Origin of the sequence: Streptomyces sp. NPDC017095, from assembly GCF_044332325.1 — a bacterium.
Lineage (GTDB): Bacteria > Actinomycetota > Actinomycetes > Streptomycetales > Streptomycetaceae > Streptomyces.
The window spans coordinates 103913-116985 of the sequence record NZ_JBIROU010000005.1 but is presented as its reverse complement, the minus strand read 5'-3'; the positions used below and the strand labels follow the sequence as shown (position 1 = coordinate 116985).

Below are 13073 nucleotides of genomic sequence, written 5' to 3'. Positions count from 1 at the left end.
GACGGGCCGCCGCCGTACCGTAGTGGCGGGCGGCACAGATCGTTTGCGGACAGCCGTGGGGAGAAAGGGCCTGGGCCATGGACCGTGGCAGCAAGCGGGACGCACCCGCCGGACGCGGCGTCGGTGACACCGCGGCGGGCCGGATTCCGCTGGCCGTGGTCGTCGTCGACCGCGCCGGTCTGGTGTCCCACTGGAGCAGCGGCGCGGGGCGCCTGTTCGGCGTGGACAGGAAGGACGCCGTCGGACGGCCGGCGGCGGACCTGCTGCCCGTCTCCGGCGCCTTCCCCGAGGACCTGCACGACCCGGGGGAACGGCCCGCGCCCGACGCCTTCGACGCCTACGAAGGGCCCGGCCCCGACCTGGAGTCCTCGCTCGGCGGCCACGGCTACCCCACGGCGGGCCGCGCCCGGCTCCGCCCGCCTGGGCCGGGCCCCGGCGGCGAGCGGATCGACGCGCTGTGGTGGGCCTACCCGCTGGTCGGCCCCGGCCCCTCCCGGCTGCTCGTCCTCGCCGCCGACGCCACCCGGCTGCGCGCCGAACGCGGCTACGACGACGAGACCGCCGAACGCATCTCGCCCGGCTTCGCCCGCCACACCGAACTGCCCGCCTCCGACGAACTCGCCCGGCGCCTGCCCGACATCCTGCCCAACATGGGCCCGGGACTGAGCGCCCGCATCGTCGCGCAGGTCCTCGAACTCGGCTATCCGGTACTGGAGTTCAGCCAGTTCGAGCGGGTGCCGGTGACACCGGACTGGGGCGTGCCCCGCCGTCCGGGCCGCGCCCACGCCGGAACCGGCCCGGCCTCCGTCACCGCGCCGCACCGGACGGTGGCCGCCCTGGTCCCGGCCGGCGCCGAACAGGACCTGGAGTACGCCGCCGTCCGCGAGCGGCTGGAGTTCCTCAACGAGGTCAGCTCCGGCATCGGCTCCTCCCTTGACCTCGGCGAGACCATCCGCGAGGTCACCAGCGCCGCCGTGCCCCGGTTCGCGGACTTCGCCGGCACCCATCTGCGGGCCGCGGTGCTGGCCGGCGAGGGCTTCCCGGACGGCCCGCCGGACGCCCACACCGTCATGCACCGCGTGTGGGTCGAGCACAACGACGAACCGGGCCGCTGGGACGACACCGTGCCGGTCGGCGAGGCCTTCGCCTTCCCCGAACACACCCCGTTCTACCGGTGCATGGTCACCGGCGAACCCGTCCTCATCCCGCGGGTCACCGAGGACCTGGGCGACCGCATCGCCGGCGAGTTCGAGAAACGCGACCTGCGGCCGCTCATCAACGGCCGCTCCCTGCTGATCGTGCCGCTCAAGGCGCGCAACGTCGTCCTCGGCTTCATGGTGCTGATGCGCCGCCCCGACCGGCCGCAGTTCGACGACATGGACCGCACCACCGGCGCCGAACTCGCCGCCCGCGCGGGCCTCGTGCTCGACAACGCCCGCATGTACACCTACCAGGAGAACGTCGCCGACACCCTCCAGGACAGCATGCTGCCGCAGGTCACCCCGCGGCTGGCCGGCTGTGACATCGCCACCCGCTATCTGCCCGGCGCCCAGCTCGGCCGGATCGGCGGCGACTGGTTCGACACCATCAAACTGCCCGGTTCGCGCATCGCGCTCGTGGTCGGCGACGTGATGGGCCACGGCCTGAACTCGGCCGCCATGATGGGCCAGTTGCGCACCGCCGTACAGACCATGGCCGCCATGGAGACCCCGCCCGCCCAGTTGCTGCGCAACCTGGACGACCTGGCCCGCAGGCTCGGCGACAACTACCTCGCCACCTGCCTGTACGCGGTGTACGACCCGATCCGCGGCGAACTCACCCTGGCCAACGCCGGTCACATCCCGCCCGTGCTGGTCCGCGCCGAGGACGGTGACAGCGAACTCCTCCGGCTGCCCACCGGCGCCCCGATCGGGGTCGGCGGCGTCCCGTTCGAGACGATCCGGGTCAAGGTCCGGCCCGGCGACCGGCTGGTGCTGTGCACGGACGGCCTGGTCGAGGTGCGCGGCTCCGACATCGGCGAGGGCCTGGCCGCGCTCTGCGAGTCCGCCGCCCACCCCGCGGCCTCGATGGACGACGCCTGCGACACCATCATCCGCGCGCTGAACACCCGCGGCGGACGCAAGGACGACGTGGCCCTGCTCATGGCGCGGCTGAACGGCATCCCCGACGACGACGTCGCCGAATGGCGGCTCGACGCCGACCCGCGCGAGGCGTCCCGGGCCCGCCGCCTGGTGCGCGGACAACTGCGCAACTGGGGCCTGCCCCAGCTCGCGGAGACGGCCGAACTGCTGGTCAGCGAGGTCGTCACCAACGCCGTACGGCACGCCGGGAGCGACCGGATCGGCCTGCGGATCGTGCGCAGCGACGCGCTGCTGTTCGAGGTCACCGACGACGAGCCCGCCCTGCCCGCCCTGCTGCACGCGGGTCCCGAGGACGAGTCGGGACGCGGCCTGCGGGTGGTCAGCCGACTGGCCCGGGAGTGGGGCGCCAGCGCCACCGGGCACCGCAAGACCGTCTGGTTCGAGCAGACCGTCACCGACGCGGGAAGGTGAGGGCCGCCCGGCCCTTGCCCCTGCACCGCTCCGCGCGATATCCCGAGCACGGAACCGAACCGTGGGGAGATCGCATGAACATCTCGGACACCTACCGCAACGCGTGGGAGAGTTACTGGCGCGAGACCTCCGACGCCCGGGGCGAGGCGATATGGGACTCCGATCCCGCCCTGAGCGCCGCACCGCACACCGAACTGCTCCTGTCGCACGCCGACCCGGACCGCACCATCGTCGACCTCGGCTGCGGCAACGGCACCCAGACCCGGTACCTGGCCACCCGGTTCGCCCGCGCGGTCGGCGTCGACCTCTCCCACGCGGCCGTCGAACACGCCCGCCGCGCCGCGGACGGCGAGACGGCCGTCGAGTTCCAGCAGCTCGACCTCACCGACGCCGCCGCCGTACACGCCCTGCACCAGCGGCTCGGCGACGCCCACGTCTACATGCGGGCCGTCATCCACCAGAGCGAACCGGCCGCGCGGCCCGCGGTGGCCGCCGCCGTCGCCGGGATCCTCGGCGCCCGGGGCCGCGCCTTCGTGGTGGAGCTGACCTCCGCCTCCCGGGAGGTGCTGGCCCGCGCGGCGGCCGGACCGGACGGCCCGCCGCCCAAACTGCGCCGCGTCTTCCACCACGGACTGAAGCCCGCCGACGCGCCCGACGACGAGATCCCGCGCCTGCTCACCGGGGCCGGCCTCACCGTGCTGGCCGGGGGCGACACGGCCGTGCCGCAGACCGAGCACCTCCCGGACGGCACCCGTATCGACCTGCCGGCCCGCTGGTTCGTCCTCGCCCGGGCCTGACCGGGACCCGGCACCGCTTCCCGCCGCGGGGTCGTGGCCAGTGGGCCGGCCGGCGCGTAACGTGACACGGCATGAAGATCCTCATCAGTGCCGACATGGAGGGGGCCACGGGCGTCACCTGGCCCGCCGACGTGCTGCCGGGGACGCCGCAGTGGGAGCGGTGCCGGTCGATGTTCACCTCGGACGTGAACGCCGCCGCGGAGGGCTTCTTCGACGGCGGCGCCGACCGGGTGCTCGTCAACGAGGCCCACTGGACCATGCGCAACCTGCTGCTGGAGCGGCTCGACGAGCGGGTGCAGATGCTCACCGGCCGGCACAAGGCGCTGTCGATGGTGGAGGGCGTCCAGCACGGTGACGTCGACGGCATCGCGTTCGTCGGCTACCACGCGGGCGCCGGCATGGAGGGCGTCCTCGCCCACACCTATCTCGCCAACCAGATCACCGGGGTGTGGCTGAACGGCGTCCGCGCCAGCGAGGGCCTGCTGAACGCGCACGTCGTCGCCGAGTACGGCGTTCCCGTCGTCCTCGTCACCGGCGACGACGTGGCCTGCGAGGACGCCCTCGGCTACGCGCCCGGGGCGCCGAAGGTCGCCGTCAAGGACCACGTCTCCCGGTACGCGGCCGTGTGCCGGACCCCGGCCCGCACGGCGGCCGACATCCGCGCGGCGGCCAAGGCCGGCGCCGGGCTGGCGGTGCGTCAGGATCCGGTGGACGCGGGGCCGTTCACGATCACCGTGGAGTTCGACGCCGAGCACCTCGCGTCGGCCGTCACCGTCGTCCCCGGCGTGGCGCGCACCGGTGAGCGCAAGGCGGCGTACACCAGCGTCACCATGTACGAGGGCATCAGGACGTTCAAGGCGGTCACCACGATCGCCTCCGCCGCCGTGGAGGAGCAGTATGGCTGACCCGCGAGCCGATCAGCTGGCCCTGGAGGAGGTCGTGGAGTTCACCTCCGGGCTGATCCGCCTCGACACCACCAACCGGGGCGGCGGCGACTGCCGGGAGCGGCCCGCCGCCGAGTACGCGGCCGAACGGCTGGCCGGCGCGGGCCTGGACCCGCTGCTGCTGGAGCGCACCCCGGGCCGCACCAACGTGGTGGCCCGGATCGAGGGCACCGACCCGTCCGCCGACGCGCTGCTGGTCCACGGCCACCTGGACGTCGTACCCGCCGAGGCCGCCGACTGGCGGGTGCACCCGTTCTCCGGCGAGGTCCTGGACGGGGTGGTGTGGGGGCGGGGCGCCGTCGACATGAAGAACATGGACGCGATGATCCTCGCGGTGGTCCGGTCCTGGGCCCGGCGGGGCGTACGGCCCCGCCGGGACCTCGTCATCGCCTTCACCGCCGACGAGGAGGCCAGCGCCGAGGACGGTTCCGGGTTCCTCGCCGGCCGGCACCCGGAACTCTTCGAGGGCTGTACGGAGGGCATCGGCGAGTCGGGCGCCTTCACCTTCCACGACGGCTCCGGGCGCGAGATCTACCCGATCGCCGCGGGCGAGCGGGGCACCGCCTGGCTGAAGCTCACCGCGCACGGCCGGGCCGGACACGGCTCCCGGGTGAACCGGGAGAACGCGGTGACCCGGCTGGCCGCCGCCGTCACCCGCGTCGGCGAGCACGCCTGGCCGCCGCGGCTCACCCCGACCGTGCGCGCCGCCCTGGACGCGCTCGCCGCGCTGTACGGCATCGACACCGGCCGCACCGACGTGGACCGGCTGCTGGAGAAGCTGGGCCCGGCCGCCGCGCTGGTCGAGCCGACCCTCCGCAACAGCGCCAACCCGACCATGCTGGACGCCGGTTACAAGGTCAACGTCATCCCGGGCGAGGCGGTCGCCTATGTGGACGGACGCTATCTGCCGGGCACCGAGGAGGAGTTCGCCGCCACCCTGGACCGGCTGACCGGCCCGGACGTGCGCTGGGAGTTCGCCCACCGGGAAACCGCCCTCCAGGCACCCGTGGACACACCGCTGTTCGCGAAGATGCGGTCCGCGGTCGAGGAGTTCGCACCCGGCGGGCACGTGGTGCCGTACTGCATGCCGGGCGGCACCGACGCCAAACAGTTCTCCCGGCTCGGCATCACCGGCTATGGTTTCGCCCCGCTGAAGCTGCCCGCCGGTCTCGACTACCAGGCGCTGTTCCACGGGGTGGACGAGCGCGTGCCCGTCGAGGCGCTGCACTTCGGCGTCCGTGTCCTCGACCGCTTCCTGCGGTCGGCCTAGACGAGGGGGGAGCAGATGGCCGAGGCACCGTACGGATCGTGGCCGTCGCCCGTCGACGCCGCGCTCGCCGCCGCCCACGACGGCCGCCCGGACTGGGTGGACTTCGTCGGCGACGAGATCTGGTGGACCGAGCCCCGGCCCGCCGAGGGCGGCCGGCGCACCCTGGTCCGGCGGCGGGGCGACGGGACCGAGGAACCGGTGCTGCCCGCGCCCTGGAACGTGCGCAGCCGGGTCATCGAGTACGGCGGCCGGCCCTGGACCGGGACGGTGCGCGAGGGCCGTCCGCTGATCGTCTTCACGCACTTCGCCGACCAGCGGCTGTACCGGTTCGAGCCCGGCGGCGAACCGGTCCCGCTCACCCCGCTGTCCCCGGTGGGCGGCGGGCTGCGCTGGGCCGAGCCCCGCGTCGACCTCGCCCGCGGCGAAGTGTGGTGCGTGCTGGAGGAGTTCACCGGGGACGGCCCCGACGACGTGCGCCGGGTCCTGGCAGCCGTACCGCTGGACGGCTCGGCCGCCGCCGACCGCGCCGCCGTCCGGCACCTCACCGCGCCCCGGCACCGGTTCGTCACCGGCGCCCGGCTCTCTCCCGACGGCCGGCGGGCCGCCTGGCTGGGCTGGGACCATCCGCGGATGCCGTGGGACGGCACGGAGCTGCTGGTCGCCGAGGTCGGCGCGGACGGCCGGCTGACGGACGTCCGCACGGTCGCCGGCGGGCCCCGGGAGGCCGTCGCCCAGGCGGAGTGGGCGCCGGACGGCGCCCTGCTGTACGCGAGCGACCGCGACGGCTGGTGGAACCTCTACCGCGACGGCACCCCGCTGTGCCCCCGGCCGGAGGAGTTCGCCGGACCCCTGTGGCAGCTCGGGCTGCGCTGGTTCGCGCCGCTGGACCACGGCCTGCTCGCCGTCGTGCACGGCCGCGGACCGACCGCGCTCGGCATACTCGACACGGAGACCGGCGAGATCGCGGACGCCGCCGGACCGTGGACCGAATGGGCCCCGACCCTCACCACCCACGGCCAGCGCGTCGTCGCGGTCGGCGCGAGCCCGCGCACCGGCTACGAGGTGGTCGAGCTGGACACCGCCACCGGCCGCGCCCGCGTGACCGGCGCCCGCCACCGCGACCCCGTCGACCCGGCCTACTACCCGCGGCCGAAGGTGCGCACCTTCGCCGGTCCCGGCGGCCGCGAGGTGCACGCCCACGTCCATCCGCCGCACCACCCGGAACGGACCGCGCCCGACGGCGAACTGCCGCCGTACGTGATCTGGGCGCACGGCGGCCCCACCAGCCGGACACCGCTCGTCCTGGACCTGGCCATCGCCTATTTCACCTCGCGGGGCATCGGGGTCGCCGAGGTGAACTACGGCGGCTCCACCGGCTACGGCCGGGCCTACCGCGAGCGGCTGCGCGAGCAGTGGGGCGTGGTCGACGTCGAGGACTGCGCGGCCGTCGCCCGCGGCCTCGCCGAGGAGGGCACCGCCGATCCCGCCCGGCTGGCGATCCGGGGCGGCAGCGCCGGCGGCTGGACCGCCGCGGCCTCCCTGACCACGACCGACGTCTACGCCTGCGGCACCATCGTCTACCCGGTGCTCGACCTCGCCACCTGGGGCCCCGGCGAGACCCACGACTTCGAGTCCCGCTACCTGGAGTCGCTGATCGGCCCGCTCGCCGAGGTCCCCGAGCGGTACGCCGAACGCTCCCCGGCCACCCACGCCGGCCGGCTGCGCGTGCCCTTCCTGCTGCTCCAGGGCCTGGAGGACGTCATCTGCCCGCCCGCCCAGTGCGAACGCTTCCTCGCCCGGATCGCCGGCCGGGGGGTGCCGCACGCCTACCTCACCTTCGCCGGCGAGGGGCACGGGTTTAGGCGGGCCGAGACCATGGTGACCGCCCTGGAAGCCGAACTGTCCCTGTACGTCCAGGTGTTCGGGCTGGACCCGACACCGCCGGCAGCGAAGCTGGAGCTGGCCCCGTGAAGGAACTGACACGACCGCGCCGGCTGGCCCCCGGCGCCCGGGTCGCCGTCGTCGCCCCCAGCGGGCCCGTGCCCGAGGAACGGCTGCAGGCCGGCCTCGACGTGCTGTGCGGCTGGGACCTCGAACCGGTGGCCGGCGCCCATGTCCTGGACCGTCACCCGGAGTTCGGCTACCTGGCCGGCACGGACGCGGACCGCGCAGCCGACTTCCAGCGCGCCTGGTGCGACCCTTCCGTGGACGCGGTGCTGTGCGCCCGCGGCGGCTACGGCGCACAGCGCATGATCGACCTGCTCGACTGGGACGCGCTGCGGACGGCCGGACCCAAGGTCTTCGTCGGGTTCAGCGACCTCACCGTGCTGCACGAGGCGATCGCCGTCCGGCTGGGACTGGCCACGCTGTACGGGCCGATGGCGGCCGGCGCCGACTTCCTGAAGAACGCGCGGGCCCAGGAGCACCTGCGGGCCACGCTGTTCGCGCCCGAGACGGTCCGCACCCTCGCCTGGGACGGCGCCGCGCTCGTGCCCGGCCGGGCCCGCGGCGTGACCCTCGGCGGCTGCCCCAGTCTGCTCGCGACCGGTCTCGGCACCCCGCACTCCCGGTCCTCCGCGCGCGGCGGGCTGCTCTGCCTGGAGGACGTGGGGGAGGAGACGTACCGGCTGGACCGGTATCTCACCCAACTCCTGCGCTGCGGCTGGCTGGACGGGGTGCGCGGGGTGCTGCTGGGCTCGTGGGAGGAGTGCGCGGACCCGGCGGAACTGCGGCCCCTGCTGGCCGACCGGCTCGGCGGACTCGGGGTCCCGGTGGTGGAGGACGTGGGCTTCGGCCACTGTGCCGGGGCACTGACGGTCCCGTTCGGGGTCGCGGCGGAGCTGGACGCGGACACGGGCACGCTGGCCCTCGCCGAGCCGGCGCTGCGCTGACGCCGTAGGCTGGCCGGATGCCGCACCCTCCGTCCCGTCACCTCGCCGCAGGTCCCCGGGTCGCCATCCGCCCCTTCACCCTGGAGGACGGCCCCGAGTTCACCGCGCGGGCCCGGGAGAGCAAGGACCTGCACCGGCCGTGGCTGTTCCCGCCGGACAGCGACGAGGCGTACGCCGGCTACGCGGGCCGGCTGATCGCGGATCCGTCCCGCGCCGGGTTCCTGGTCTGCGAGCGGGACGGCGGGGGCATCGCCGGCTTCATCAACATCAACAACATCGTGCGCGGCGGCTTCCAGTGCGGCGCCCTCGGCTACGGCGCCTTCGCGCACGCGGCCGGGCGGGGCCTGATGCGCGAGGCCCTGGAGCTGGTCACCGGGTACGCGTTCGGGCCGCTGGGGCTGCACCGGCTGGAGATCAACGTCCAGCCCGGCAACGCCGCCTCCATCGCCCTCGCCCGGGGCGCCGGCTTCCGCCTGGAGGGCTTCTCGCCGGCCATGCTCTACGTCGACGGTGCCTGGCGCGATCACGAACGCTGGGCCCTCACCGCCGAGATGCGCGGCTGACCCGCCGCGCCGTGCGGCCCCCGGGCGTTACCGGCTGTGAGGGGCGGGTACCCGCGAGGACATGGACCGCTTCGATCACCTGGAACATCTGGACAAGCACCTTGTCGAAGAACTGGCACAGGTGGCACGGGAGACGGTACGCGACGAACTGCGCGAGCAGTCCCGCAAGCAGCGCCGCACCGCCATGCTCTACGCCGCGTCGGGTGCCGCCGCGCTGTACGCGGGCGGCGCGGTGGCCCTCGCGGTGGGCCTGGCCCTGGCGGCCGGGCTGCCCGGCTGGGCCGCGGCGCTGATCACCGGCGCGCTGCTGGGCGCGGTGGCCTACTTCCTGCGCGGCGCCGCCCACTCCGGACACGCGTCGCACGAGCCGCACGAGCCGCACGAGCCGCACGCCCCGCACCGCGTGGTCGGGGGCACCCCTCCCGGGGCTCCGCCGTCGGGGCTGGGCATGCCGTACCCGCCGATGCCGGACAGCCCGCCGGACGACACCCCGCACCACCGGGCCTGACAAGCACCCACCGGCCTGACGGGCACCCACCGGGCCTGACACAAGCACCCACCGGGTCTCACGGGCCCCACGGCCGGGACACCACCGGCCCGGTCCGGACGGCGGGGCGGCGGGGGCGACCGGCTCCCGCCGTCCCGCCGTCCCGTCCGTGGGGCCGCCCGCTCACCCGGCCAGCCGCGGCAGCACCTTCGTCCGGTAGAAGTCGAAGAACCCGCGCTGGTCCGGCCCGATCTGGTTCACGTACACCCGGTCGAACCCGGCGTCGGCGAACGCCCGCAGCGCGCCGACGTGCTGGTCGGCGTCGTCCCCGCAGACGACCTTGTCCCGCACCATGTCCTCGGTGACCAGCTCGTGCAGCTGCTCGAAGTGCCGGGGCGAGGGCAGCACCTGACCCATCTCGCCGGGCAGCAGCTCGTTGTACCAGAGCCGGTGCACCGTACGGACGCACGCGTCCCGGTCGGCGCCGTAGCAGACCTTCGTGCCGCCGCTGACCGGTTTGGCCCCGCCGCCGCCCTCGCGGAACCGGGTGACCATCTCCTGCTCCGGCATCATCGTGATGTAGCCGTCGCCGGCGCGGGCGGCCAGCGCGGTCGCCTTCGGGCCGAAGCCGGAGATGTCGATCGGGACGGGCTCGTCCGGGACGGTGTAGAGGCGGGCGTTCTCCACCGTGTAGTACGTGCCGTGGTGGCTGACCTCCTCGCCCGTGAACAGCCGGCGCATCACGTGGATGGACTCCTCCAGCATCTCCAGCCGCACGGGCAGCGGAGGCCAGCGGTCGCCCAGGATGTGTTCGTTCAGCGCCTCGCCGGTGCCGACGCCGAGCCGGAAGCGGCCGTTTGTCATCACCGCGCTGGTCGCCGCGGCCTGGGCCACGACCGCCGGGTGCGTGCGCACGGTCGGACAGGTCACGGCCGTCTCGATGGGCAGCGACACCGCCTGTGACAGCGCCCCGATCACCGACCACACGAAGGGGCTCTGGCCCTGCGCGTCGTTCCACGGGTGGTAGTGGTCGGAGATCCACAGCGCCTGGAAGCCGGCCTGCTCGGCCATCCGGGCCTGCTCGACCAGGGCCGCGGGATCGTGTTCCTCGGCCGCCAGGAAGTAGCCGTACTCGGGCATGGGCGAAACCTCCGCGTGGGGGTGGGACCGGGGTGTGATCCGGACCGGGCCCGGGTAACCGGGCGCGCCCGCGCGAAACGCCGGGGCGAAGGCACCGGCGCGTGCGCGGGCGCGTGCCGTACGGGTGACCGGCCCGGAGTTTGGGTGCCCCGGCCCCGGTTACGCGGAAGACCTCGGACGAGCCGCACCGCCGGAGGCGCACCGTGAGCCGACCTCGCGTCGTGACGGCCGGCGCCGACGCCGGCCTCGTGCCGCCCGGCCCGGCCGGCCGCCGCCCGTCCCCGCCGACCCGGGCCGCCGCGGGTGCCCCGGAGACCCGCCGGGTGGCCGCGCCGCCGCCGGGCACACCGCCCGGCCGTACCGCAGCGCACGACCGCGCCGACGCGAGCGGCCGTACCGGAACCAGCGGCCGCATCAGAACCAGTGGCCGCACCGAGACCAGCACCCGTACCGGAACCGCGGCCGTACCGACCCGGACGGCCCCGCCGCGCAAGGAGACCGAGGAGACACATGAACACCGATGAACTCGCCGAACTGGGACAGCAGTTGCGCGTGGACAGCATCCGGGCGTCCGCCGCCGCCGGATCCGGGCACCCCACGTCCTCGATGTCCGCCGCCGACCTGCTGGCCGTCCTGCTCGCGAACCACCTGCGCTACGACTTCGAACGCCCCGACCACCTCGCCAACGACCGCTTCATCCTGTCCAAGGGACACGCCTCCCCGCTGCTGTACGCCGCGTACAAGGCGGCCGGCGCCATCGAGGACGGCGAGCTGGTCACCTTCCGCAAGCTGGGCAGCCGCCTGGAGGGCCACCCGACGCCCCGCCGGCTGCCCTGGGTGGAGACGGCCACCGGCTCGCTCGGCCAGGGCCTGCCGGTCGGTGTCGGCATCGCCCTCGCCGGCCAGCGGCTGGACCGCACCGGCTACCGGGTGTGGGTGGTGTGCGGCGACAGCGAGCTGGCGGAGGGCTCGGTGTGGGAGGCCGCCGAACACGCCGGCTACGAGCACCTGGACAACCTGATCGTCGTCGTGGACGTCAACCGGCTCGGCCAGCGCGGCCCGACCCGGCACGGCCACGACCTGGACGCCTACGCCCGCCGCTTCCAGGCCTTCGACTGGCACACCATCGAGATCGACGGCCATGACGTCGACGCGATCGACCGGGCGTACGGGGAGGCGCTGTCCACCACCGGGCAGCCCACCGCGATCCTCGCCCGCACCCTCAAGGGCAAGGGCGTGGCCGCCGTCGAGGACCGCGAGGGACTGCACGGCAAGCCGCTGCCCGAGGCCGAGGACGCCATCGCCGAACTCGGCGGCTCTCGCGACCTGCGGATCCGGGTGAGCGAGCCGCAGGCCGCCGTCGCGCCGCGCTCGCTCACCCGCGAGGCCGTCCGGCTGCCGCGCTACGACCTGGGGGAGGAGGTCGCGACGCGGGACGCCTTCGGCAAGGCGCTGGCCGCGCTCGGCACCGCGCGCGGCGACGTCGTCGCCCTCGACGGCGAGGTCGGCGACTCCACCCGCACCGAGGACTTCGCCAAGGAGCACCCCGACCGGTTCTTCGAGTGCTACATCGCCGAGCAGCAGCTCGTCGCCACGTCCGTCGGCATGGCCGCGCGCGGCTGGCTGCCGTACGCCTCCACGTTCGCCGCGTTCCTCACCCGCGCCCACGACTTCGTGCGCATGGCGGCCATCAGCGGCTCCGGGATCAACCTGGTCGGCTCGCACGCCGGGGTCGCGATCGGGCAGGACGGCCCCTCGCAGATGGGCCTGGAGGACCTGGCGATGTTCCGGTCCGTGTACGGCTCGACGGTGCTCTACCCGTGCGACGCCCACCAGACCGCCCGGCTGGTCGAGGCCATGGCCGGCCTGGACGGCATCCGCTACCTGCGCACCTCCCGCGGCAAGACCCCGGTGATCTACGGCCCGGACGAGGAGTTCCCGGTCGGCGGCAGCAAGACGCTGCGCTCCGCCGAGGACGACCGGCTGACGGTCGTCGCGGCGGGCATCACCGTGCCCGAGGCGCTGGCGGCGGCCGACCGGCTCGCCGAGGACGGCATCCGGGTGCGCGTGATCGACGCGTACTCGGTCAAGCCCGTCGACGCCGAGACCCTGCGCCGGGCCGCCGAGGAGACCGGCTGTCTGCTCACCGTCGAGGACCACCACCCGGAGGGCGGCCTCGGGGACGCCGTCGCGGAGGCCTTCGCCGACGGCCGGCCGGTGCCCCGCCTGGTCCGGCTGGCGGTGCGCACCATGCCCGGCTCCGCCGCGCCCGACGAGCAGCTGCACGCGGCCGGCATCGACGCCGTCGGCATCGCCGCGGCGGCCCGTCTGCTGGTGGAGGAGGCGGTCGTGCGATGAGCCACGGCGACGCCCGGACCGTCCGGGCGGGCCGCCGCACCGTGCGGATCCAGCGGCCGGGGAAGGTGCTC

Annotated in this window: 11 protein-coding genes; 10 read left to right on the top strand and 1 reads right to left on the bottom strand. The window is 74.8% G+C overall.

Annotation, left to right across the window (positions count from 1 at the left end; genetic code table 11):
- Window positions 1-77: 77 nt before the first annotated feature.
- The 8 genes from ACH4OA_RS11965 (at window position 78) to ACH4OA_RS11930 (ending at window position 9525) form a co-directional block, all read left to right on the top strand.
- Window positions 78-2552: a SpoIIE family protein phosphatase gene (locus ACH4OA_RS11965; protein WP_397968824.1), complete on the top strand. Its 2475-nt coding sequence runs from the start codon at window positions 78-80 to the stop codon at window positions 2550-2552.
- Between the two features lie 74 nt (window positions 2553-2626).
- A complete protein-coding gene (locus tag ACH4OA_RS11960) occupies window positions 2627-3349 on the top strand; it encodes a class I SAM-dependent methyltransferase (protein WP_397968823.1) in 723 nt (240 codons plus the stop codon).
- A 71-nt stretch (window positions 3350-3420) separates the two neighbouring features.
- Window positions 3421-4254, top strand: a complete 834-nt coding sequence (locus tag ACH4OA_RS11955; RefSeq protein WP_397968822.1) for a M55 family metallopeptidase — start codon at window positions 3421-3423, stop codon at window positions 4252-4254.
- Entirely contained in the window at window positions 4247-5563 is a 1317-nt protein-coding gene (locus ACH4OA_RS11950; RefSeq protein WP_365874518.1) for a M20/M25/M40 family metallo-hydrolase, read from the top strand. Before ACH4OA_RS11955 ends, ACH4OA_RS11950 begins: the two co-directional genes overlap by 8 nt.
- A 15-nt stretch (window positions 5564-5578) precedes the next feature.
- On the top strand, window positions 5579-7534 hold the full coding sequence (locus tag ACH4OA_RS11945) for an LpqB family beta-propeller domain-containing protein (protein ID WP_397948310.1): 1956 nt from the start codon (window positions 5579-5581) through the stop codon (window positions 7532-7534).
- Complete coding sequence (locus ACH4OA_RS11940) at window positions 7531-8454, top strand: LD-carboxypeptidase (RefSeq protein WP_397968821.1); 924 nt, start codon at window positions 7531-7533, stop codon at window positions 8452-8454. The genes ACH4OA_RS11945 and ACH4OA_RS11940 overlap by 4 nt, the downstream gene beginning before the upstream one ends.
- A gap of 17 nt (window positions 8455-8471) precedes the next feature.
- Window positions 8472-9017, top strand: a complete 546-nt coding sequence (locus ACH4OA_RS11935; protein WP_365874524.1) for a GNAT family protein — start codon at window positions 8472-8474, stop codon at window positions 9015-9017.
- Window positions 9018-9078: 61 nt separating this feature from the next.
- Entirely contained in the window at window positions 9079-9525 is a 447-nt protein-coding gene (locus ACH4OA_RS11930) for a phage holin family protein (RefSeq protein ID WP_397968819.1), read from the top strand.
- Window positions 9526-9687: 162 nt separating this feature from the next.
- On the opposite strand, the gene ACH4OA_RS11925 is transcribed toward ACH4OA_RS11930, so the two are convergent.
- Complete coding sequence (locus ACH4OA_RS11925; RefSeq protein ID WP_397948314.1) at window positions 9688-10644, bottom strand: LLM class F420-dependent oxidoreductase; 957 nt, start codon at window positions 10642-10644, stop codon at window positions 9688-9690.
- Between the two features lie 203 nt (window positions 10645-10847).
- Between ACH4OA_RS11925 and ACH4OA_RS11920 the strand changes: the two genes are divergently transcribed.
- On the top strand, window positions 10848-11168 hold the full coding sequence (locus ACH4OA_RS11920; protein ID WP_397948317.1) for a hypothetical protein: 321 nt from the start codon (window positions 10848-10850) through the stop codon (window positions 11166-11168).
- Window positions 11155-13002 carry a transketolase gene (locus tag ACH4OA_RS11915; protein WP_397938687.1) on the top strand — a complete coding sequence of 616 codons (1848 nt, stop codon included), beginning with the start codon at window positions 11155-11157 and terminating at the stop codon, window positions 13000-13002. The genes ACH4OA_RS11920 and ACH4OA_RS11915 overlap by 14 nt, the downstream gene beginning before the upstream one ends.
- Window positions 13003-13073 lie beyond the last annotated feature (71 nt).

Bases quoted from the DNA above. Each gene is read 5' to 3' on its own strand.
- ACH4OA_RS11960 (WP_397968823.1), top strand. From the start codon at position 2,627: ATGAACATCTCGGACACCTACCGCAACGCGTGGGAGAGTTACTGGCGC.
- ACH4OA_RS11955 (WP_397968822.1), top strand. From the start codon at position 3,421: ATGAAGATCCTCATCAGTGCCGACATGGAGGGGGCCACGGGCGTCACC.
- ACH4OA_RS11945 (WP_397948310.1), top strand. From the start codon at position 5,579: ATGGCCGAGGCACCGTACGGATCGTGGCCGTCGCCCGTCGACGCCGCG.
- ACH4OA_RS11925 (WP_397948314.1), bottom strand. From the start codon at position 10,644: ATGCCCGAGTACGGCTACTTCCTGGCGGCCGAGGAACACGATCCCGCG.
- ACH4OA_RS11965 (WP_397968824.1), top strand. From the start codon at position 78: ATGGACCGTGGCAGCAAGCGGGACGCACCCGCCGGACGCGGCGTCGGT.
- ACH4OA_RS11930 (WP_397968819.1), top strand. From the start codon at position 9,079: ATGGACCGCTTCGATCACCTGGAACATCTGGACAAGCACCTTGTCGAA.
- ACH4OA_RS11935 (WP_365874524.1), top strand. From the start codon at position 8,472: ATGCCGCACCCTCCGTCCCGTCACCTCGCCGCAGGTCCCCGGGTCGCC.
- ACH4OA_RS11915 (WP_397938687.1), top strand. From the start codon at position 11,155: ATGAACACCGATGAACTCGCCGAACTGGGACAGCAGTTGCGCGTGGAC.
- ACH4OA_RS11950 (WP_365874518.1), top strand. From the start codon at position 4,247: ATGGCTGACCCGCGAGCCGATCAGCTGGCCCTGGAGGAGGTCGTGGAG.